At 70.2% G+C, this 21,436-nt stretch carries 17 protein-coding genes; 4 read left to right on the top strand and 13 right to left on the bottom strand.

Translation table 11 applies throughout. From position 1 onward, the window contains the following. Nucleotides 1-1,260, bottom strand: coding sequence for an MFS transporter (locus EV562_RS19015; protein ID WP_133888001.1), 1,260 nt, complete (start codon nt 1,258-1,260; stop codon nt 1-3). A 103-nt stretch (nt 1,261-1,363) separates the two neighbouring features. On the opposite strand from EV562_RS19015, the gene EV562_RS19010 reads away from it, so the two are divergent. Continuing rightward, the gene (locus EV562_RS19010) at nt 1,364-2,374 is read left to right on the top strand and encodes a LacI family DNA-binding transcriptional regulator (protein WP_166661875.1); all 1,011 of its coding nucleotides are present in this window, start codon (nt 1,364-1,366) and stop codon (nt 2,372-2,374) included. A 14-nt stretch (nt 2,375-2,388) separates the two neighbouring features. Here the strand turns inward: EV562_RS19010 and prcA are convergent, their stop codons facing one another. The 6 genes from prcA to arc all read right to left on the bottom strand — a co-directional run bounded on the left by prcA (nt 2,389) and on the right by arc (nt 8,574). Continuing rightward, on the bottom strand, nt 2,389-3,153 hold the full coding sequence (prcA, locus tag EV562_RS19005; RefSeq protein ID WP_133887999.1) for a proteasome subunit alpha: 765 nt from the start codon (nt 3,151-3,153) through the stop codon (nt 2,389-2,391). Nucleotides 3,154-3,214: 61 nt separating this feature from the next. After that, a complete protein-coding gene (gene prcB, locus EV562_RS19000; protein WP_133887998.1) occupies nt 3,215-4,060 on the bottom strand; it encodes a proteasome subunit beta in 846 nt (281 codons plus the stop codon). Further along, complete coding sequence (locus tag EV562_RS18995; RefSeq protein WP_133887997.1) at nt 4,012-4,617, bottom strand: endonuclease VII domain-containing protein; 606 nt, start codon at nt 4,615-4,617, stop codon at nt 4,012-4,014. Before EV562_RS18995 ends, prcB begins: the two co-directional genes overlap by 49 nt. A gap of 51 nt (nt 4,618-4,668) precedes the next feature. Beyond that, nucleotides 4,669-4,887, bottom strand: coding sequence for a ubiquitin-like protein Pup (locus EV562_RS18990; protein WP_053128307.1), 219 nt, complete (start codon nt 4,885-4,887; stop codon nt 4,669-4,671). 177 nt (nt 4,888-5,064) lie between these two features. After that, on the bottom strand, nt 5,065-6,576 hold the full coding sequence (dop, locus tag EV562_RS18985; protein ID WP_166661874.1) for a depupylase/deamidase Dop: 1,512 nt from the start codon (nt 6,574-6,576) through the stop codon (nt 5,065-5,067). A gap of 231 nt (nt 6,577-6,807) precedes the next feature. Continuing rightward, nucleotides 6,808-8,574 (bottom strand): proteasome ATPase, encoded by a 1,767-nt coding sequence (gene arc, locus EV562_RS18980; RefSeq protein WP_007447848.1) that lies wholly within the window; start codon nt 8,572-8,574, stop codon nt 6,808-6,810. A gap of 245 nt (nt 8,575-8,819) precedes the next feature. On the opposite strand from arc, the gene EV562_RS18975 reads away from it, so the two are divergent. Continuing rightward, nucleotides 8,820-9,125 (top strand): ferredoxin, encoded by a 306-nt coding sequence (locus tag EV562_RS18975; RefSeq protein ID WP_133888219.1) that lies wholly within the window; start codon nt 8,820-8,822, stop codon nt 9,123-9,125. A gap of 74 nt (nt 9,126-9,199) precedes the next feature. Here the strand turns inward: EV562_RS18975 and EV562_RS18970 are convergent, their stop codons facing one another. The 3 genes from EV562_RS18970 to EV562_RS35350 all read right to left on the bottom strand — a co-directional run bounded on the left by EV562_RS18970 (nt 9,200) and on the right by EV562_RS35350 (nt 12,865). Beyond that, nucleotides 9,200-9,790 (bottom strand): hypothetical protein, encoded by a 591-nt coding sequence (locus EV562_RS18970; protein WP_133887996.1) that lies wholly within the window; start codon nt 9,788-9,790, stop codon nt 9,200-9,202. Between the two features lie 219 nt (nt 9,791-10,009). Further along, the gene (locus EV562_RS18965; protein ID WP_133887995.1) at nt 10,010-10,912 is read right to left on the bottom strand and encodes a tRNA (adenine-N1)-methyltransferase; all 903 of its coding nucleotides are present in this window, start codon (nt 10,910-10,912) and stop codon (nt 10,010-10,012) included. Nucleotides 10,913-10,999: 87 nt separating this feature from the next. Further along, complete coding sequence (locus tag EV562_RS35350) at nt 11,000-12,865, bottom strand: site-2 protease family protein (protein WP_208298379.1); 1,866 nt, start codon at nt 12,863-12,865, stop codon at nt 11,000-11,002. Nucleotides 12,866-13,038: 173 nt separating this feature from the next. On the opposite strand from EV562_RS35350, the gene EV562_RS18950 reads away from it, so the two are divergent. Next, nucleotides 13,039-14,031, top strand: coding sequence for a RecB family exonuclease (locus EV562_RS18950; RefSeq protein ID WP_166661873.1), 993 nt, complete (start codon nt 13,039-13,041; stop codon nt 14,029-14,031). Nucleotides 14,032-14,053: 22 nt separating this feature from the next. Further along, nucleotides 14,054-14,725 carry a response regulator transcription factor gene (locus EV562_RS18945; protein ID WP_007447882.1) on the top strand — a complete coding sequence of 224 codons (672 nt, stop codon included), beginning with the start codon at nt 14,054-14,056 and terminating at the stop codon, nt 14,723-14,725. A 93-nt stretch (nt 14,726-14,818) separates the two neighbouring features. On the opposite strand, the gene EV562_RS18940 is transcribed toward EV562_RS18945, so the two are convergent. The 3 genes from EV562_RS18940 to metH form a co-directional block, all read right to left on the bottom strand. Further along, the gene (locus EV562_RS18940; protein WP_133887993.1) at nt 14,819-16,420 is read right to left on the bottom strand and encodes an ABC transporter substrate-binding protein; all 1,602 of its coding nucleotides are present in this window, start codon (nt 16,418-16,420) and stop codon (nt 14,819-14,821) included. Nucleotides 16,421-16,898: 478 nt separating this feature from the next. Next, nucleotides 16,899-17,600 carry an HAD family phosphatase gene (locus tag EV562_RS18930; RefSeq protein ID WP_133887992.1) on the bottom strand — a complete coding sequence of 234 codons (702 nt, stop codon included), beginning with the start codon at nt 17,598-17,600 and terminating at the stop codon, nt 16,899-16,901. 127 nt (nt 17,601-17,727) lie between these two features. Further along, entirely contained in the window at nt 17,728-21,240 is a 3,513-nt protein-coding gene (metH, locus tag EV562_RS18925; RefSeq protein WP_133887991.1) for a methionine synthase, read from the bottom strand. Nucleotides 21,241-21,436 lie beyond the last annotated feature (196 nt).

The following is a 21,436-nucleotide window of genomic DNA, read 5'->3' as shown; positions in this document are numbered from 1 at the left end:
TTACGCCTGATGACCCGAACTGAAACGGGGTTCGACGGCACGGTTTGGATCATTTTCCGATGAAGCCGCAACCATCCCTCCCCGCACGGGAGCTGCGAGGACCCGCCCGGTGCACGCCAGCACGAGCAACGAGACACACCCCGCCGCCCCCGGCAGCGCGAACCCCCACAGCGCCCCACCGTGCTCCACCACGGGCCCCGCGAGGCCCGTCCCCACCGACGCACCCACCGTGAACGTCGTCACCAGCCACGAGAACGCCTCCGTCACCGTCCCCCGCGGCGCGTGCGCATCGACCAGCACGAAGGCGCACGCGATGCACGGCGCCAGGAACACACCCGCCACCACCGTGAGCAGCACCATGGCCACCGCACCGGGCGTCAGCATCAACGGCAGATAACAGACCGTGAGCAGAGCCACCAGCACCCGCAGCCGCCGCGCCGGCCCACCCGACCACCGCCGCGCCCCGTAGACCACTCCCCCGACCAGCGCACCCAGCCCCAGCGCGGCCATCAGCCAGCCGTACACGGCATCCCCACCGTGCTCGTCGGCGTACGGCACCGACGCGACCGTGATCGAGCCGAGCGCCATCCCGATGAACAGGAAGGCCCCCAGCAGCGCCAGCAGCCCGCCGGAACGCAACGCGCCCAGCCAGTGCGCCTCACGCGGCGCCGACCGCCACGCCCGCGAAGGCGGCGACACCACCACGGACAGCGCACCCAGCACACCCAGACCGTTCAGCACCAGCAGGGCCGCCTGCGGCGACCACACCGACACGCACACCGTCACCAGCAGCGGCCCGACCGTGAACATGACCTCCTGCGCCACGGCGTCCATCGCGTACGCCGCGTGCACCTGGTCCTCCTTGCCCAGCACACTCGGCCACAACGCCCGCAGCCCGCCCTCCAACGGAGGCGTGAACAGCCCCGCCGCCCCCACCGCCGCGTACGCCTGCACGGCCGACCCGGCACCCGCGAAGGCGAACACCGCCATCGCCAGCGCCGACAGCACCGCCGCCAGCAACTGCACCCGCGGCTGCCCGTACAGGTCCACCAGCCGGCCCAGCACCGGCTGCCCCACGGCGTTGGCCACGCCGTACACCGCCGCCAGCACCCCCGCCAGGCTGTACGAGCCGCCCTCGGCCCGCACGAACAGCACGATCGCGATCGCCGCGGTCGCGTTGGGCAACCGCCCGACCAGCGTGCCGGCCAGCAGCCGCACGGCATGCCGCGCCCGGAGAATGTCCAGATACCCGGCGACCACGACCCACTCCCTCGGTCCGCTCCAGCAAGTGTTACGTATAACTTCCGTCGTCATACGTACCATGTCGCCTGTTCACGAGTCCAGACGAAAGCGCAGGCGAACGGTGGCACGAGCCAGCACCCGCCCCACGAGCCGGGACGTCGCCCAGGCCGCCGGCGTCTCCCAGGCAGCCGTCTCCCTGGTCCTCGGCGACAAATGGCGCGGACGCGTCTCCGAACCGACGGCCCAGCGCGTCCGCGAAGCCGCCACCGCACTCGGCTACCGCCCCAACCTCGCCGCCCGCAACCTCCGCCTCGGCCGCACCCGCACCGTCCTGCTCGTCGTCCCCGCACTCACCACGGAGTTCTTCGCCGAGGTCTACACCGGCGCGGCACGGGTCGCCGCCGACCACGGCTTCGGCGTGGTCCTCTACCCCTCACCCGAAGGCGTCGGACCCGCCCGCGACCCCTTCGCCTCCGCACAAGCCGCCCTGGACGGCGTCATCGCCTCCTCCATGGCCGCCGACGCACTCACCGCCATCCGCGGCGACCAACTCCCCCTCGTCATGCTCGACAGCGACCCCGAAGGCAGCCTCGGCGCCGCAACCGTCAACCTCGACATCGCCGACGGCATCCGCCAGGTCACCGAACACCTGCTCGCCCTCGGCCACCGCAGCTTCCTGCACCTCGCGGCCGACGTCCCCTCCTGGACCTTCGACGTCCGCGCCCGCGAACTGGCCACACGGCTCACCACCGTCCCCGGCACCCAACTGCGCACCGTCCACGCCCCCATCTCCATCGAAGGCGCCCGCACCGCCACCCAGGCCGCCCTCGCCACCCCCGGACCCCGGCCCACGGCACTCGTCTGCGACGACGACAAACTCGCGGCCGGCGCCTACAAGGCCATCCGGCGCGCCGGACTCCGCGTCCCCGACGACCTCTCCGTCACCGGCCTCGACGACCTCGGCCTCGCCACCGCCATCGACCCCGAACTCACCACCGTCCGCCTCGACGCGGAAGCCTTCGGCGAACGCGGCATGCGCGCACTCCTGGCCGTAATGGAAGGCAGGCCCCCCGAGAAGGGGGACCTGCCGGTCAGCCTGGTGGTGCGAGGGTCCACAGCCCCGCCGCGGTGAGATGAGGCGGGCGACTACTCCTCGTCCGCCCCGGAGTCGCTCTCCTCCGGCTCGGGCGTCTTCGCGATATCGGCACCCGCACCCGACTCCAGCAGCCGCGACAACTGACCGCCCACGATCCGCTTGAACTTGCGCTGCTGCGGACGCGTCCGGTCCAGCACCGCGACTTCCAGCCGCTCCGCCGGAATCTCCCGCTCACTGCCGTTGGTGTCGCGGGACAGCGCCTGCACCGCAAGCTTCAGCGCCTCCGCCAGCGTCATGCCGTCCCGGTGCCGCTGATCCAGATACCCACTGATCTGCTCCGCGTTGCCCCCGACCGCCACCGAACCGTGCTCGTCGACGATCGACCCGTCGTGCGGCAGCCGGTAGATCTGGTCACTGTCCGGACCCTCACCGACCTCGGCGACGACCAGCTCCACCTCGTACGGCTTCTCCGCCTGACTGGAGAAGATCGTGCCCAGCGTCTGCGCGTACACGTTCGCCAGACCGCGCGCCGTCACATCGTCACGGTCGTACGTGTAACCCCGCAGGTCGGCGTAGCGCACCCCACCGATCCGCAGATTCTCGTACTCGTTGTACTTACCGGCGGCCGCGAAGCCGATCCGGTCGTAGATCTCGCTGAACTTGTGCAGCGCACGGGACGGATTCTCACCGACGAACACGATGCCGTCGGCGTACTGCAGCACGACCAGGCTGCGGCCGCGCGCGATGCCCTTGCGGGCGTACTCCGCCCGGTCCGCCATCGCCTGCTGAGGAGATACATAGAACGGCGTCGACACCGGTCATCCGTCCCTTCCTGTCGAAATCACTGGACCACCTGACAACGAAGAGCCGCGCCCGCTACAGCAGCGCGGCCCGCGGACCGTCGGGCTGCTCGAGCCGGGCCTGCAGCACCGCGCGGGCCAGCTCCGCGGCCTCGTCCTCGCCGAGCCGGCGGAAACCGTCCTCGGTGATCACAGTGATGATCGGATAGATCCGGCGGGCGACATCGGGACCACCGGTCGCCGAGTCGTCGTCAGCCGCGTCGTACAGCGCCTGCACCACGAGCGTCGTGGCCTGCTCCTCGGTCAGGTCGTCACGGAACAGCTTCTTCATCGCACCGCGCGCGAAGACCGACCCCGACCCCGTGGTCGCGTAGTTCCGCTCCTCGGACCTGCCGCCCGTCACGTCGTACGAGAAGATGCGGCCCCGGCCCCGGTCCACGTCGTAACCGGCGAACAGCGGCACCACGGCCAGCCCCTGCATCGCCATGCCCAGGTTGGACCGGATCATCGTCGACAGGCGGTTCGCCTTGCCCTCCAGGGAGAGCTGGGCACCCTCGACCTTCTCGAAGTGCTCCAGCTCCAGCTGGAACAGCTTCACCATCTCCACGGCGAGGCCGGCCGTACCGGCGATGCCCACCGCCGAGTACTCGTCGGCCGGGAACACCTTCTCGATGTCCCGCTGGGCGATCATGTTCCCCATGGTGGCCCGACGGTCACCGGCGAGGACGACACCACCGGGGAACGTCACCGCGACGATCGTGGTGCCGTGCGGTGCCTCGACGACGCCCTGCACCGGCGGGAGCTGCCGGTTGCCCGGGAGCATCTCCGGCTGGTGCTCACCGAGGAAGTCCATGAAGGAGGAGGACCCGGGCGTCAGGAAGGCAGCTGGTAGACGCCCGGTGCTACGAGTGTTGGCTTCCACGCGATTCCTTCCACGTAAGCGGCAGCCCGCCTTATGGCATCGGGCCGATCCTTGAACTGCCCCAGCGCGGCGTTGCAGCTGAAGCACAGTACGCCACGGACCCTACCCGTCTCGTGGCAGTGATCCACATGTGCGGCGGGAGCCGCGAGACATATGCAGCAGACGCCGCCTTGGTCGGCGATCAACCGGTCGCGCTCGGCTTCGGTGAGGCCGTAGTGACGCTTCAGGTGCCCTTCCCGCCCCTGAACGGCCCGGCACGCCTTGCAGCGGGTCGACAGACCGTCAGACGCCGTCGCGTTGCGGTGCCACTCACTGTGTGGCTTGACTTCGCCGCAGGTGCGACAGAGCTTGTGCCCCGATGGAACGTCGACCTTCTCCCGGACGGAAAGCCCCATGGCCTCGCGGCGGCGCCGGTAGTGCGCGGCGCTGTACTCCGCCACACACTCCCGGCACCGCACTTGGAGGCCGTCACTGCGGTTCTTGTCCCGAGCGAACCCGGACACGGGCAACGTCCGCTTGCAGCCCGTGCACCGTTTCTCACCCGATTGCCCGACCACCTCGAAATCCCCCGCTGCCTTCAGTTCGAAGGGAAAATGACCGCGACGCCTCTACTGCCCGCCCTTTTGCACGAAGGACCTCACGAAATCCTCGGCATTCTCCTCGAGTACGTCGTCGATTTCGTCCAGGACGGAGTCCACGTCGTCGTTCAGCTTCTCCTGGCGCTCCTTGAGGTCCTCGGAGGCCTGCGCGTCCTGCGCCTGCTCCTCGACCTCCTCGGTGGACCGCGTGGCCTTCTGCTGCCCGCCGCCGGTGTCCTTGGTCGCCATAACCCTCACCCCGCTCGGTTCGCCCGACACAGTTGCTCGGTCAAGATCAGACCCTACAAGCCGGGTCCGACATCGGCCCCGCGTTTCTCCAACGAACGGGGGCCATCTCGATGGTTCCCGGACCGGGTGGGTTTCCACCCTGTCCGGCGGTCTCCTTCGTGTACCCGCTCGGCCCGACTACCCGCCGGCCAGCACCCTGACCAGGTCTTCCGCGGTGCGGCAGCGGTCCAGGAGCTCCTTGACGTGATTACGCGTTCCGCGAAGCGGTTCCAGGGTTGGCACCCGCTGGAGCGAGTCCCGGCCCGGCAGGTCGAAGATCACGGAGTCCCAGGAGGCCGCGGCGACGTCGTCCGCGTACTGCTCGAGGCAGCGTCCGCGGAAGTAGGCGCGAGTGTCCTCCGGGGGCTTGGTGCGGGCCCGCTCGACCTCGTTCTCGTCGAGGAGGCGCTTGATGCGGCCGCGGTCCACCAGGCGGTTGTAGAGGCCCTTGTCGGGGCGTACGTCGGCGTACTGGAGGTCGACGAGGTGGAGCCGGGCGGCGTCCCAGTCGACGTTGTCGCGGCGGCGGTAGCCCTCCATGAGTTCCCGTTTGGCGACCCAGTCCAGTTCGCCGGCGAGGCTCATGGGATCGTTCTCGAGCCGGTTGAGGGTGTCCTCCCAGCGTCCGAGGACGTCCTTGGTCTGGTCGTCGGCGTCCGCGCCGTAGCGTTCCTCGACGTATTTGCGGGCCAGCTCGTAGTACTCCATCTGGAGCTGTACGGCGGTCAGTGTGCGGCCGCTGCGCAGGGTGACGAGGCGCTTGAGCGTGGGGTCGTGCGAGACCTGGTGGAGGGTGCGTACGGGCTGGTCGACGGCGAGGTCGACGGCGATGAAGCCGTCCTCGATCATGGACAGGACCAGGGCCGTCGTGCCGAGCTTGAGGTAGGTGGAGATCTCCGACAGGTTCGCGTCGCCGATGATCACGTGCAGGCGGCGCCATTTCTCGGCGTCGGCGTGGGGTTCGTCGCGGGTGTTGATGATGGGGCGCTTGAGTGTCGTCTCGAGGCCGACCTCGACTTCGAAGTAGTCGGCGCGCTGGCTGAGCTGGAAGCCGTGTTCGTGGCCGTCCTGGCCGATGCCGACGCGGCCGGCGCCGGTGACGACCTGGCGGGAGACGAAAAAGGGTGTCAGGTGGCGCACGATGTCCGAGAAGGCGGTCTCGCGCTTCATCAGGTAGTTCTCGTGGGTGCCGTAGGAGGCGCCCTTGTTGTCGGTGTTGTTCTTGTAGAGGTGGATGGGCTGGGCGCCGGGGAGCTGGGCGGCGCGTTCGGCGGCTTCGGCCATGATCCGTTCGCCGGCTTTGTCCCACAGGACGGCGTCGCGTGGGTTGGTGACTTCCGGAGCGCTGTATTCGGGGTGGGCGTGGTCGACGTAGAGCCGTGCTCCGTTGGTGAGGATGACGTTGGCGAGGCCGATGTCCTCGTCGGTGAGCTGGCTGTTGTCGGCGTTTTCGCGGGCGAGGTCGAAGCCTCGCGCGTCCCGGAGCGGGTTCTCTTCCTCGAAGTCCCAGCGGGCCCGGCGGGCCCGGTGCATCGCCGCCGCGTAGGCGTTGACGATCTGGGACGAGGTGAGCATGGCATTGGCGTTGGGGTGGCCGGGGACGGAGATTCCGTACTCGGTCTCGATGCCCATTACTCGCCGTACGGTCATGCGGCCCTCCTTGCCCGGCAGCGCCCGTAGTGGGCGTCGCTCAAGTACCGCTGGCGCTCCGATGCGTGTGCGGTGCCCGTCCCCGCAGTGCGCGACTCGGCGGTATGGAAGAGCCTAGAACGCCTTTGCGCTGGCGGGGAGATCATTTGCGTCATTGCCTTGCTCCAGCCGGGGCTCCGGAAAACAGTCGGCTGCGGGTACCCGGTGAGGGCACCCGCAGCCGCCCTGCTTTTACAGGTACTGACCGGTGTTTGCCACCGTGTCGATGGAGCGTCCGGTGTCCGCGCCCTGTTTTCCGGTGACGAGCGTACGGATGTACACGATCCGTTCGCCCTTCTTTCCGGAGATGCGGGCCCAGTCGTCCGGGTTGGTGGTGTTGGGCAGGTCTTCGTTCTCCTTGAACTCGTCCACGCAGGCCTGGAGGAGGTGGGAGACGCGGAGGCCCTTCTGGTTCTTGTCGAGGAAGTCCTTGATCGCCATCTTCTTGGCGCGGCCCACGATGTTCTCGATCATGGCGCCGGAATTGAAGTCCTTGAAATAGAGGACTTCCTTGTCGCCGTTGGCGTAGGTGACTTCCAGGAAGCGGTTCTCCTCGGATTCGGCGTACATCTGTTCCACCGCTGTCTGGATCATGCTGGAGACGGTGGCTGCCTTGTCCTTCTCGTGCTCCGCGAGGTCGTCGGAGTGGAGGGGGAGGCGTTCGGTGAGGTACTTGCCGAAGATGTCCTTGGCCGCTTCGGCGTCCGGACGTTCGATCTTGATCTTCACGTCGAGGCGGCCGGGTCGCAGGATGGCGGGGTCGATCATGTCCTCGCGGTTGGAGGCGCCGATGACGACCACGTTCTGCAGGCCTTCCACGCCGTCGATCTCGGCGAGCAGCTGCGGGACGATGGTGTTCTCCACGTCCGAGCTGACGCCGGAGCCGCGGGTGCGGAAGAGGGATTCCATCTCGTCGAAGAAGACGATGACGGGTGTGCCTTCGCTGGCCTTCTCGCGTGCGCGCTGGAAGACGAGGCGGATCTGCCGCTCGGTCTCGCCGACGTACTTGTTGAGGAGCTCGGGTCCCTTGATGTTGAGGAAGAAGCTCTTGCCGGCGGCCTGGCCGGTGACCTCGGCGACCTTTTTGGCCAGCGAGTTGGCGACGGCCTTGGCGATGAGCGTCTTGCCGCATCCGGGGGGCCCGTAGAGCAGGACGCCCTTGGGGGGCCGCAGCTCGTGCTCCCGGAACAGGTCGGGGTAGAGGTAGGGGAGCTCGACCGCGTCGCGGATCATCTCGATCTGTCCGCCGAGGCCGCCGATCTGCTCGTAGCCGATGTCGGGGACCTCTTCGAGGACGAGTTCTTCGACCTCGCTCTTGGGGACGACCTCGTAGACGTAGCCGGAGCGGGGTTCGAGCAGGAGGGCGTCGCCGGGGCGGATGGTGAGTCCGCGCAGGGGTTCGGCGAGCCGTACCACTCTTTCCTCGTCGGTGTGGCCGAGTACCAGGGCGCGCTCGCCGTCCTCGAGGATCTCCTTGAGGGTGACGATGTCGCCGACGCTCTCGTACTCCATGGCCTCGACCACGTTGAGTGCTTCGTTGAGCATCACTTCCTGGCCGCGTCGGAGCTCGTCGAGCTCGACGCTCGGGCTGACGTTCACCCGGAGTTTGCGGCCGCCGGTGAAGATGTCGGCGGTGCCGTCCTCGTTGGCCTGCAGGAAGACTCCGAAGCCGGCCGGTGGCTGGGCCAGCCGGTCGACTTCTTCCTTGAGGGCCACGATCTGGTCGCGGGCCTCGCGGAGTGTGCCTGCGAGTCGCTCGTTCTGTGCGGACACGCCGGCCAGGTTGGTCTGCAGTTCGACGATCCGCTCTTCGAGAATTCTCGTGTGTCGCGGAGATTCGGCGAGCTTGCGTCGCAGGACGGCGATCTCCTGCTCAAGGTAGGCCACCTGCCCGGCCGGGTCTTCGGACCCGCGTCCCGGGCGGATGCCGCGGTTCATGTCGTCGTCGTGGGCTGCCACGGTCCTCACCTCCTCCAAGGGGAGCTGGACGCTTCCAGACCCTACCTGGGTGGGTGTCGATTGAAACCCCTAGATCACAAAGACTGTGGGGTGTGTCCGATCTTCACCCTTGCGCTCTCCCTCACGCCAGGGGAATACCCACGGAACGTGGATGGAACCCAGGCGGGGGTAGGGTCGAAGTGTTCAACACCCGTCAGAGCTGGCCGGATTCCCGGGCGGCTGGGCGCAGGAAACGGCAGGAGCGGATGAGCGTGCAGCAGGAGGCCGGAGTCGGTGACGAGGCTCTGGAGGTCTGGATCGATCAGGACCTGTGTACCGGCGACGGCATCTGTGCCCAGTACGCGCCCGAGGTGTTCGAGCTGGACATCGATGGTCTGGCCTATGTGAAGGGCGCGGACGACGAGCTGTTGCAGAGTCCGGGGGCGGTAACGCCCGTGCCGTTGCCGCTTCTCACGGACGTGGTCGACTCCGCCAAGGAGTGTCCGGGTGAGTGCATTCACGTGCGTCGTGTTTCGGACAGGGCCGAGGTGTACGGCCCGGACGCAGAGTGACCAAATCGTGACGTGACGGGTACGTTCCGTGACCGTTGTCCGGTGTGTCACCCCTGGTGTCCCAGGGGCACCGGTCAGACGGTGCGTGCCTGTGCGGGTGTGTCGCTGACGAACGTGCCGTTCTTCCACTGCCACTTCGCGTCGTCGGTGACGTCGGGGCAGCAACTGGGCACGTCGGGCGAGGAGTAGCCGAGGAGGGTGGCGCGGACGGCGCCGTCGCGCACGGTGAGTGCGGTGGCGGTGCGGCGTTCCTCGGGGTCGACGAGGGTGGCGACGACGCGGGGCTTGCCGCCGCGGGTGTCGCGGGTGATGACGTACACGGCGTCGGGCGGGGTCCCCATGGGTGCGTCGCAGTGCACGACGGCCACTGTTTCGGGGGTGCCGTCGCCGTCGAGGTCGCCGGAGGCCTTTTTCTGGACGACGGCGTCGACGGGGCCGCATTCCAGGGGGAAGGCGACGGTGGCGGGGTCGGGGGGCGCGATGTGTGCCGGGGCGCTCTTCGGGCCGGTGGCCGTGGCGCGGTCGGCGCTCTGGGCCGCCGTCGCGGCGTCGGGCTGGAGGACCGAGGACAGGGCGACCACGCCGGCGACGGCTGTGGCGGTGGCGACCCAGTGGATCGGCCGGGTGTGCGTGTGCTGGAGGTCCGGAACGGCGGGGTGCTGCACGAGGAGTGTCTCCTGTGAGGGCTGTGCCGGTGGGGTGGCCAGCATCGTGCCACACGTCACAGTGCGGGGGAACGGCGGGGTGGGTACTCGCCGGGGTTTTCCGTGCGGTGTCGGCCGGGTGGGGCGGGGTCCGTCAACACGAGGACGCCGTGGTGGAGTTCCGGGCGCTGCCGGAACTCCACCACGGCGTCTGTGTGTTGTACGGGTCGGGGGGCCGGGTCAGCGGCCGGTGCCTCCGCCGGCGTTGGGGCCGTCGTAGTCGTCGCCGTAGGCGCCCTTGGCGGGGCGGCGGCGGCGCATGGGCGGCTCGACGCCGTCGGCGAGGCGGCGGGCGGTGAGGAGGAAGCCGGTGTGGCCGATCATGCGGTGGTCGGGGCGGACGGCGAGGCCCTCGACGTGCCAGTTGCGGATCATGGTCTCCCAGGAGGTCGGCTCGTTGAAGCAGCCGATCTCGCGGATGGACTCGACGGTCCGGGCGAGCTGCGTGGTGGTGGCGACGTAGCAGCACAGGATGCCGCCGGGCACGAGTGCCTTGGAGACGGCCTCCAGGCACTCCCAGGGGGCGAGCATGTCGAGGATGACGCGGTCGACGTCGGTGTCGGACAGGTTGTCCTGGAGGTCGCCGACGGTGAGCTGCCAGGCGGGGTGCGGTCCGCCGAAGTAGCGCTGCACGTTCTGCTGGGCGATCTCGGCGAAGTCCTCGCGGCGCTCGTAGGAGTGCAGCATGCCCTGGTCGCCGATGGCGCGCAGCAGGAAGCTGCTGAGCGAGCCGGAGCCGACGCCGGCCTCCACGACGCGGGCGCCGGGGAAGATGTCGGCGAAGGCGAGGATCTGCCCCGCGTCCTTCGGGTAGACGACGGCCGCCCCGCGGGGCATGGACAGGACGTAGTCGGGGAGCAGGGGGCGCAGCGCGAGGTAGGCGACGTTCCCGGTGGTGCGGACAACGCTGCCCTCGGGGGCGCCGATCAGTTCGTCGTGGGGGAAGGAACCCTTGTGGGTGTGGAAGTTCTTCCCGGCCTCGAGCGTGAACGTGTAGTGGCGGCCCTTGGGGTCGGTCAGCTGAACCTGGTCCCCGACCTTGAAGGGCCCGCGCCTGCGGGCGGCACCGGTCGGTTCGGACATGTGACCAGCCTACCGGTCCCCGGCGGGGCCGCCGACCACCGCTGGGGGGCGGTGGTCAGGAGGCGCCGTGGCCGGGAGGAGCGGTGGTCAGGAGGGGCGGGCCATGGCCTTGACGAAGGCGCGTTCCACGTCGGCTGCGGACAGGACGCCGTAGATCTCGCCGGTTTCCTCGACGACGAGATATTCGGTGGCGGGGTTGGCGCGCAGGGCGTCGAGGAGCTCTTCGCCGGAGAGTTCGGCGGAGACGCGCATGCCGTCGGTGAGGTCCTGGGCGAGGGTGCTGACCGGTACCCAGGGGCGGCGGTGGTCGGGTACGCCGACGATGGCGGCCTCGCGGACGAGTGAGGCGGGGGTGCCGTCGGCGTCGACGACGACCAGGGCGCGGGCGCCGGAGGCGTTGGCGCGGCGCAGGGCTTCGGAGAGGGGGGTGTCGGCCTGGACGGGGACGGCGCGCCGGGTGAGGGCGCGGGCGTGCAGTTCGGGGAGGTGTTCGCGCAGGCGGGCCATGCGGAGGCTGTTTCCGGCGCCGGTCCAGATGATCGCGGCGAGGATGGCGGCGAGCAGGGCGTCCATGACGGTGTCCATGCCGACGTCGTCGGCGGCGCCGCTGCCGAGGGACTGGGTGAGCAGCGGCAGGCCGATGAGTACGGCGATGGCGAGGGCGCGGCCGACCCAGGCGGCGGCGACGGTGCCGCTCATGGGCTTGCCGGTGATCTTCCAGACGACGGCGCGGAGCATGCGGCCGCCGTCGAGGGGGAGGCCGGGCAGCAGGTTGAAGGCGGCGACGAGGAGGTTGGAGACCATGAGGCCGGCCAGGAGGACGCCGGGGACGCTGTCGGCCTGGACGGGCAGCAGGGCGGCGTAGAAGACGCCGGAGAGGACGAGGGAGAGGAGGGGGCCGACGAAGGCGAGCACGAATTCGCGGCCGGGGGTCTCGGCTTCCTTCTCGATCTCGGAGACGCCGCCGAAGAACTGGAGCTGGATGCGGCGGACGGGGAGTTTGAAGCGGAGGGCGGCGACGGTGTGGGCGAGTTCGTGGACGAGGACGGAGGCGTAGAAGGCGACGGCGAAGAAGAGGGAGACGAGGTAGCGGGCGGCGCCGAGTTCGGGCAGGACGCGGTCGAGCTGGCCGCCGAAGACCCAGGTGATGAGGGCGGCGACCAGGAACCAGCTGGGGGCGACGTACACGGGGACGCCGAAGGGGCGGCCCATGAGCAGGCCGCCTCCGGGCTCGGGGCGGCGCTGCGGGGGCCGGCCGGGGCCGCCGGTGCCGTGGGTGTGGGCCTCGGCGCGGTGGCGGGGGGCGTCGGGGCCGTGGGCGGCGTGCCGGGGTCCTGCGGCCGGTGCGGAGGGGTGGTCGCCGTGGGTGGACGGTGTCGGCCGGGTGCCGGTGCCGGTCGCGTCGCCGGGGGGTGTGTCCGCCGGCGGAGGGGTGGTCCCGTCCGGGCGGGGGGTCCGGTCGCTTCCGGGGGCCGGCCGGGGCGTCGGGTCCTCTTCCGCGCCGCGCGCGGTGGCGGCGGTGGCGGGGGTGGTTCCGGCGGGGTCGCCCGGGCCGGTCGGCTCCGGGCGGGGCGGGGTGGTGCCGGACGGGGCGGTTCCGGGTGGGGTGGTTCCGGGTGGGGTCGCGGTGCCCGTCGCGGGGTTCGCGCCGGGGGTGCGCGGGTGCGGGTGGCCGGCCGCGGCGCCCGGGGTGTCGCGGTCGGGCTCCGGGTGTGCGGTGGGGGCGCCTGCGGGGCTCTCCCCCGGCGTCGTGGGTGCCGGTGTGCCGGTGTCCGGCGGTGCGGCCGGCGTGGCCTCGCGCTCCGGTGTGCCGGGGTCGGCGGGTGTGGGTCCGGTGGGTTGCGGCGCGGCGGTGTCGGTGGGGTCTGCGGCCGGGGCCGTGGGATGTGCCTGGGGCTCGGCCGACTCGTCGTTGCCGGACCGCGGCTGCCCGCTCCCGCCGCTCACGTCCACGATGTCCCCTCGTTCGAAGCGTCTCCCGACCTGCCGGACGGGAGGGTCTCGTGTCGATGGTATGCGTCCGTCGCGGCCCGTTCAGCCCCGGCACCCCCGTGCCCGCCTTCTGTCACGGGTGTCACGGTCGCGGGCTGGGTCGCTGTCAGTGGTCGGCCGTAAGGTCTGTGGTCATGGAGACGAGTACCGAGGACGTCGCACAGGACGGGGGCGGATCCGCCCGGCCGGCGGCGGCAGTGGCGGATCAGGCGGGCGTGGCGGTGGAGCCGCAGGCCGTGGCGCCGCAGGCGCCGGCCCTCTCACCCGCGCCCGTGGCGACGGCGCCCGCCTCGCTCTCGCCCTCCCGGGCCGGTGACTTCATGCAGTGCCCGCTGCTGTACCGGTTCCGGGTCATCGACCGGCTGCCGGAGAAGCCCAGCGAGGCGGCGACCAGGGGCACCCTGGTGCATGCGGTGCTGGAGCGGCTCTTCGACGCCCCGGCGGCCGAGCGCACCGCTCCGAGGGCGAAGGCGCTGGTGCCGGGGCAGTGGGACCGGCTGCGGGAGAGCAGGCCGGAGGTCGGCGAGCTGTTCGCGGACGATCCGGAGGGCGAGCGGCTGGCGCAGTGGCTGTCCGAGGCGGAGCGGCTCGTCGAGCGCTGGTTCACGCTGGAGGACCCGAGCCGGCTGGAGCCCGCCGAGCGGGAGCTGTTCGTCGAGGCGGAGCTGGACTCCGGGCTGCGGCTGCGCGGCATCATCGACCGCGTCGACGTCGCCCCGTCCGGCGAAGTGCGGATCGTCGACTACAAGACGGGCAAGGCGCCCCGGCCGCAGTACGCGGAGGGCGCGCTGTTCCAGATGAAGTTCTACGCGCTGGTGGTGTGGCGGCTGAAGAAGGTCGTGCCGCGGCGGTTGCAGCTGGTGTATCTCGGCAGCGGTGACGTGCTCACGTACGACCCGGTCCTGGCCGACCTGGAGCGGGTGGAGCGCAAGCTGCTGGCGCTGTGGGAGGCGATCCGGCTTGCGACCGAGACGGGTGACTGGCGGCCGCGGCCCACGAAGCTGTGCGGCTGGTGCGACCACCGGGCGCACTGTCCGGAGTTCGGCGGCACTCCCCCGCCTTATCCGCTGCCGGTGAGGGCGGTCGGCTCCGGCGACGCGGAGCAGGGCAGAATGGGGCCGGACTAGGGTCCCATCGAAGGAGACTTACGTGGCCATCCGCGTCCTACTGGTCGACGACCAGCCGCTGCTGCGCACGGGCTTCCGGATGATTCTGGAGGCGGAGCAGGACCTCGCGGTCGTCGGCGAGGCCGGTGACGGCCTCCAGGCTCTCGACCAGGTGCGGGCGCTGCAGCCCGACGTGGTGCTGATGGACATCCGCATGCCGCGGATGGACGGTGTGGAGGCGACCCGGCAGATCACCGGGCCCGAGCGGGACGGCCCGGCGAAGGTGCTGGTGCTGACCACCTTCGACCTGGACGAGTACGTCGTGGAGGCGCTGAAGGCGGGCGCCAGCGGTTTCCTGCTCAAGGATGCCCCGGCCAACGAGCTGGTGCAGGCGATCCGGGTGGTGGCGGGCGGCGAGGCGATGCTCGCGCCGAGCATCACCCGGCGGCTGCTCGACAAGTACGCCACGCATCTGCCGTCGGGGGACGAGCCGGTGCCGGACACGCTGCACACGCTGACGGACCGTGAGGTCGAGGTGCTGAAGCTGGTGGCCCGCGGGCTGTCGAACGCGGAGATCGCGGCGGACCTGTTCGTCAGCGAGACCACCGTGAAGACGCATGTGGGCCATGTGCTGACGAAGCTGGGCCTGCGGGACCGGGTGCAGGCCGCGGTGTACGCGTACGAGAGCGGGCTGGTCCGCCCCGGCGCGCAGTAGCGTCCGGGCCGCCACGGCAGGTGCGGACGGCGAAGGGCGCCCTCTTCCGGTGGGAGGAGGGCGCCCTTCGGTCGTGTCCGGTGCCGGTCGGCGTCAGCCGCTGACGCCCCGGCCCAGCTCCCACAGCTGGAGCGTGGAGGAGGCGTTGAGGAGGTAGGCGGCGCCGGTGACGTCGTCGCGGGTGGCGACGTACTGCTTGCCCTGCCACAGCGGGATCAGCGGCACGTCCTCGGCGGTGATGTCCTGGATGTCGGTGAGGACGTCCACCGCGGAGAGCCGGTCGGCCTCGCCGCGGGACTGGGGGATCAGCTTGTTGATGATGTCCGGGTTCTGGTAGGGCGAGTTGAGGGTGTTGCCCTTGTCGAGGAACGGCGCGATGAAGCTGTCGGCGTCCGGGAAGTCGGGGAACCAGCCCATGCCGAAGGCGGCGTACTGGCGGTTCAGCTCCGCCTTGCGGAACTTGGTCCAGGGCGCGCCCTCGATGTCGACGTCGAACAGGCCGCTGTCGTTCAGCTGCTTCTGGATCTGCTCGAACTCCTGCTTGGTGGCGGCGCCGTAGTGGTCCGTCGTGTAGTTCAGGGTCAGCTTGACGGGCGTGGTGACGTCCGCGTCCTCCAGCATCGCCTTCGCCTTGTCGACGCTCGGGTCGCCGTACGTGTTGAAGAACGAGTTGGAGTGGCCGGTGATGCCGGCGGGGACCATCGAGTACAGCGGCTGGGCCTGCGAGCCGTAGACCGTGGAGACGAGTTCGCTGCGGTTGATCAGCTGCGCCATCGCCTTGCGCACGGCCTTGTCCTTGACCTCCGGCGCCTCCGTGTTGAAGCCGAGGTAGCGGATCTCCAGGCCGGACACCTCGACGAGGTCGACGTCGCCGTCGGTGGCCCGGGCGAGCTGCTGGACCTGCTTCGGCGTCATCGCGCGGGTCATCACGTCGATGTCGCCCTTCTCGATCGCGGTGCCCATGGCGTCCGCGTCGTCGAAGAAGACCATCTCGACCTTGTCGTTGTTCACCTCGACGCTCCCCTTGTAATCGGGGTTCTTGGTGAACACGGCCTTGGTCAGTTCGTTGTTCTTGACCTCGGCCTTCATGGTGTACGGGCCGGAACCGTCCAGCTCCCAGCCGTCGCGCAGCTTGTCCTTGGGGTACTGCTTCGGGTTGACGATGCCCGCGACCGGGGTCGACAGCTTGTACGGGAAGGTGGCGTCCGCGGTCTTGAGGTGGAAGATGACCTCGCGGTCGCCCTGCGTCTCGACGGTGTCCACGGTGCTGAGCAGCGTGGCCACCTCGGTGTCGGCCTTGATGGCCAGCGCGCGCTCGATGGAGTACTTCACGTCCTCCGCGGTGATCGCGTCACCGTTGGCGAACTTCAGGCCGTCCCGCAGGGTGCACGCGTACCGTTCGTTTCCGGTGTCGGTGAATCCGCACTTCTCGGCGGCGTCCGGCACGGGTTCGCCGTCGCCGCGAGGCTGCGTCATGAGGGTCTGCGTGGTCTGACGCAGCACGTTCCACAGGCCGACGTCGTAGGCGTACGCCGGGTCGAGCGGCGCGGGGGTCTCCTCCGAGGCGCTGAACCGGTCCGTGGTGCCGACGACGATCGCGTCCCCGCCGCTGCCGCCGTCCGATCCTCCGCAGGCGGCGAGCACCGGTGCGAGCAGACCGATGACGGCCGGCAGCACCAAAGTCTTGCGGTTCATGCTCGAGTTTCTCCAGAGCTGTCGGTCCGTGTATCCGGCATGCAGGGGTGTCGCGGCGGATCACGGGGGTAGTGGCCGATGTTCTCGCGACGAGATTAGTCCGCGCCCGCACGGGGGTTCGCAGCCACCGGAGTTGGGCGCTCATCACGGAGCGAAACCGGGTGTGGACACACCGAAAACCCGACAGTGGAAGGATTAGTGCAGGGTTTCACCAATCAGGACACAAAGGCTCCTCGACAACGTTCGCCAAGCCGGGGTGAGCACACCCACCCCTACCTGTCGACCCCTGTCCGCGTGGCGAACGTCACAGTTGCACTTCGGCCGCGGGGGCCTGAATTCGGCCGGCCGAGGCAGTGGAAATACCCGGGAACACGGCCCGGGAACACGGCCCGTGAACGCGTGTGGACTTCTGCCGGACCGCGCCGGGCCGCCTTCGGGGAATTCGCCGTGCCGACGTCGCCGTACGTTCGGTGAACGGCTAGCGCGTGTGTGTCATCAGGCCGCGCAGAAATGCCAGGTCGACTTCTTCCAGGGAGGCGACCACCGTGCGCCGGGCGGCCGGGGTGATGGGCGCGACCGAGGGCACCGCCACGACGTGGCAGCCGGCCGCCTCGGCGGCGGCGACCCCGGTCGCGGTGTCCTCGACGACGGCGCACCGGGCCGGGTCCGCGCCGAGTCCGGCCGCGGCGGCGAGGTAGGGGTCGGGGTGCGGCTTGGTGCGTGGCACCTCGTCCCCGGCGACGGTGAGGGCGAAGTGCTGGGGGCCCAGTGACTTCAGGACGCGGTCGATGATACGCCGGTGCGAGGCGGAGACCAGGGCCGTGGGGATCTCGTGCGCGGACAGTTCCTCGAGCAGCCGGGCGGCGCCGGGCATCAGCGGCAGGTCACGGCCGATGCGCTGCTCGAAGCCGTCGTTGAGCAGGACGCTGAGCTCGGCGAGGGTGATGTCGGCGCCGGTGGCCTCGATCAGGAAGCCGGCGCTGCGGGTCATGGGGCCGCCGACCACGACATGGCGCCAGGAGTCGTCGAGGGTGTGGCCGAGGGAGGCGAAGACCTCCGTCTCGACGTCCCACCAGAAGCCCTCGGTGTCCACCAGGGTGCCGTCCATGTCGAGGAGCACGGCCTGCAGGGCGGAGCCTTCGGCCGTACGGGTTCCGAGCGCGGGGACCGTACTGGTCATCCACGTACCTCCTTGAGGGACGATCAGGCCGGCTCCCACGAAGGGAACCGGCCTGCGGTGGACCGACCAGTGTACGTCGTGCGGGACGCGAACGCCCGGTGTGACGGACGGCGCGGGCAGGGAGCCGCTAGCGGGCGTTGAAGTACTTCGCCTCGGGGTGGTGGATGACGATGGCGTCGGTGGACTGCTCCGGGTGGAGCTGGAACTCCTCCGAGAGGTGCACGCCGATGCGCTCCGGCTCCAGGAGGGCGGCGATCTTGGCGCGGTCCTCCAGGTCGGGGCAGGCGCCGTAGCCGAGGGAGAAGCGGGCGCCGCGGTACTTCAGGGCGAACATGTCCTCCATCTCGGCCGGGTCCTCGCCGGCGAAGCCCAGCTCGGAGCGGACCCGGGCGTGCCAGTACTCGGCGAGGGCCTCGGCGAGCTGGACGGACAGGCCGTGCAGTTCGAGGTAGTCGCGGTAGGCGTTGGCCTCGAACATCCGGGCCGTCTCCTCGCCGATGCGGGAGCCGACGGTGACCACCTGGAAGCCGACGACGTCGGTCTCGCCGGACTCCTCCGGGCGGAAGAAGTCCGCCAGGCACAGCCGCCGGCCGCGGCGCTGGCGCGGGAAGGTGAAGCGGGTGCGTTCGTTGCCGTCGTCGTCGAGGACGATCAGGTCGTCGTCCTTGGAGACGCAGGGGAAGTAGCCGTAGACGACGGCCGCCTCCAGCAGGTTCTCCGTCTGGAGCCGGTCGAGGAGGCCGCGCAGCCGCGGCCGGCCCTCGGACTCGACCAGTTCCTCGTAGGAGGGTCCCTCGCCGGTGCGGGCCTGCTTGAGGCCCCACTGGCCCTTGAACAGGGCGCCCTCGTCGAGCCAGGAGGCGTACTCCTTGAGCTGGATGCCCTTGACGACGCGGGTGCCGCGGAAGGGGGGCTCGGGGACGGGGTTGTCGGTGGCGACGTCGGAGCGGACGTGGCCCTCCTCGGGCCGCTCGTCGACCTCGACGGTGGCGGCGCGCACCCGGCGCTGCTTGAGTTCGGGCAGCTTGGCGCCGGGGACGCCGCGCTTGATGCCGATCAGGGCGTCCATGAGGCGCAGGCCCTCGAAGGCGTCGCGGGCGTAGCGGACCTCGCCGTCGTAGATCTCGTGCAGGTCCTGCTCGACGTAGGCCCGGGTGAGGGCGGCGCCGCCGAGGATGACGGGGTAGTCGGCGGCCAGCTTGCGCTGGTTGAGCTCCTCCAGGTTCTCCTTCATGATCACCGTGGACTTGACCAGGAGCCCGGACATGCCGATGACGTCGGCCTTGTGCTCGTCGGCGGCCTCCAGGATCGCCGAGACGGGCTGCTTGATGCCGAGGTTGACGACCGTGTAGCCGTTGTTGGACAGGATGATGTCGACGAGGTTCTTGCCGATGTCGTGGACGTCACCGCGGACGGTGGCGAGCACGATGGTGCCCTTGCCGTCGTCGTCGGTCTTCTCCATGTGCGGCTCCAGGTGGGCCACCGCGGTCTTCATGACCTCGGCGGACTGGAGCACGAACGGCAGCTGCATCTGACCGGAGCCGAACAGCTCGCCGACGACCTTCATGCCGTCGAGCAGGGTCTCGTTGACGATGTCGAGCGCCGGGCGCTCCTGGAGGGCCTCGTCCAGGTCCTGCTCGAGGCCGTTCTTCTCGCCGTCGATGATGCGGCGCTTGAGGCGCTCCTCCAGCGGGAGGGCGGCCAGTTCCTCGGCCTTGGAGGCCTTCAGCGACTTGGCAGTGGCGCCCTCGAACAGCTGCATCAGCTTCTGCAGCGGGTCGTAGCCCTCGCGGCGGCGGTCGTGGATCAGGTCGAGGGCGGTGGTGACCTGCTCCTCGTCGAAGCGGGCGATCGGCAGGATCTTGCTGGCGTGCACGATCGCCGAGTCCAGGCCCGCCTTGACGCACTCGTCGAGGAAGACGGAGTTGAGCAGGATGCGGGCGGCCGGGTTGAGACCGAAGGAGATGTTGGACAGGCCGAGGGTGGTCTGCACGTCGGGGTGGCGGCGCTTGAGCTCGCGGATGCCCTCGATCGTGGCGATCCCGTCCTTGCGGGACTCCTCCTGGCCGGTGCAGATGGTGAAGGTCAGGCAGTCGACGAGGATGTCGGACTCGTGGATGCCCCAGTTGCCGGTGAGGTCCTCGATGAGCCGTTCGGCGATCTCGACCTTCTTCTCGGCGGTGCGGGCCTGGCCCTCCTCGTCGATGGTCAGCGCGATCAGCGCGGCGCCGTGCTCCTGCGCCAGCTTCGTGACGCGCGCGAACCGGGACTCGGGGCCGGCGCCGTCCTCGTAGTTGACCGAGTTGATCACCGCACGGCCGCCGAGCTTCTCCAGGCCGGCCCGGATGACCTCGACCTCGGTGGAGTCCAGGACGATCGGCAGCGTGGAGGCGGTGGCGAACCGTCCGGCCAGCTCCTCCATGTCGGCGACGCCGTCGCGGCCCACGTAGTCGACGCACAGGTCGAGCATGTGCGCGCCCTCGCGGATCTGGTCGCGGGCCATCTCGACGCAGTCGTCCCAGCGGCCCTCCAGCATGGCCTCGCGGAACTTCTTGGAGCCGTTGGCGTTGGTGCGCTCGCCGATGGCCAGGTAGGAGGTGTCCTGGCGGAAGGGCACGCTCTGGTAGAGCGAGGCGGCGCCGGGCTCGGGCCGCGGGTGGCGCTCGGTGGGCTCGGCGCCCCGGACGCGCTCGACGACCTGGCGCAGGTGCTCGGGGGTGGTGCCGCAGCAGCCGCCGACCAGGGACAGGCCGTACTCGCGCACGAAGGTCTCGTGTGCGTCGGCGAGCTCGGGAGCGGTCAGCGGGTAGTGGGCGCCGTCCTTGCCGAGGACGGGGAGCCCGGCGTTGGGCATGCAGGTCAGCGGGATGCGGGAGTGGCGCGCGAGGTAGCGCAGGTGCTCGCTCATCTCGGCGGGGCCGGTGGCGCAGTTCATGCCGATCATGTCGATGCCGAGCGGTTCCAGCGCGGTGAGCGCGGCGCCGATCTCGGAGCCGAGCAGCATGGTGCCGGTGGTCTCGACGGTGACGGAGACGATGACCGGGAGGTCGAGCCCGAGGGCGTCCAGGGCGCGGCGGGCGCCGAGCACGGAGGCCTTGGTCTGCAGCAGGTCCTGCGTGGTCTCGACGAGCAGGGCGTCGGCGCCGCCTGCGACCAGGCCCTCGGCGTTGCGCTGGTAGGCGTCGCGCAGGACGGTGTAGGGGGCGTGGCCGAGGGTGGGGAGCTTGGTGCCGGGGCCGATGGAGCCGAGGACCCAGCGCTGCCGGCCGTCGCGGGCGGCGAACTCGTCGGCGACCTCGCGGGCGACGCGGGCGCCGGCCTCGGACAGCTCGTGGACCCGCTCGGGGATGTCGTACTCGCCGAGGGCGGAGTGGTTGGCGCCGAAGGTGTTGGTTCCGACGCAGTCGACGCCGGCGGCGAAGTACTCCTCGTGCACCGAGCGGACGATGTCGGGCCGGGTGACGTTCAGGACCTCGTTGCACCCCTCCAGCTGCTCGAAGTCGTCCAGCGAGGGGTTCTGGGCCTGGAGCATGGTGCCCATGGCGCCGTCGGCGACCACCACGCGGGTGGCGAGGGCCTCTCGGAGGGCGGACACGCGGGTGCGGGTGTCGGCGGGCGGGGTGGACGGCGACGAGGCCATGAAAGGGCTCCCTAGGATGCGACGGCTGTCGGCTTTGCGTCTGCCCGGGGCCGTCCGCCGTGGACGTCGCGGGGAGAACGCACGTCGTCAGGGTAGCCGGGACCGGGGGCGGATGGTCGGGGCGTCCACGAGACGGACGAGGATGGCGGATGAAGAGCGGCCGAACGGACGAGCTTCCTCCGTCCCGGGCGGGCCA

The sequence above is a fragment of the Streptomyces sp. BK208 genome (assembly GCF_004364245.1).
Classification (GTDB): domain Bacteria; phylum Actinomycetota; class Actinomycetes; order Streptomycetales; family Streptomycetaceae; genus Streptomyces.
Note: the sequence above shows the minus strand (reverse complement) of the source record. Positions and strands in the feature narration are given on the sequence as shown.

What these genes read in the sequence shown, in the direction of transcription:
- EV562_RS18950 (WP_166661873.1), top strand. Translation starts at nt 13,039, where the DNA reads ATGGAGACGAGTACCGAGGACGTCGCACAGGACGGGGGCGGATCCGCC.
- metH (WP_133887991.1), bottom strand. Translation starts at nt 21,240, where the DNA reads ATGGCCTCGTCGCCGTCCACCCCGCCCGCCGACACCCGCACCCGCGTG.
- EV562_RS18940 (WP_133887993.1), bottom strand. Translation starts at nt 16,420, where the DNA reads ATGAACCGCAAGACTTTGGTGCTGCCGGCCGTCATCGGTCTGCTCGCA.
- EV562_RS18990 (WP_053128307.1), bottom strand. Translation starts at nt 4,887, where the DNA reads ATGGCGACCAAGGACACCGGCGGCGGGCAGCAGAAGGCCACGCGGTCC.
- EV562_RS18930 (WP_133887992.1), bottom strand. Translation starts at nt 17,600, where the DNA reads ATGACCAGTACGGTCCCCGCGCTCGGAACCCGTACGGCCGAAGGCTCC.
- EV562_RS18965 (WP_133887995.1), bottom strand. Translation starts at nt 10,912, where the DNA reads ATGTCCGAACCGACCGGTGCCGCCCGCAGGCGCGGGCCCTTCAAGGTC.
- EV562_RS18975 (WP_133888219.1), top strand. Translation starts at nt 8,820, where the DNA reads ATGAGCGTGCAGCAGGAGGCCGGAGTCGGTGACGAGGCTCTGGAGGTC.
- dop (WP_166661874.1), bottom strand. Translation starts at nt 6,576, where the DNA reads ATGACCGTACGGCGAGTAATGGGCATCGAGACCGAGTACGGAATCTCC.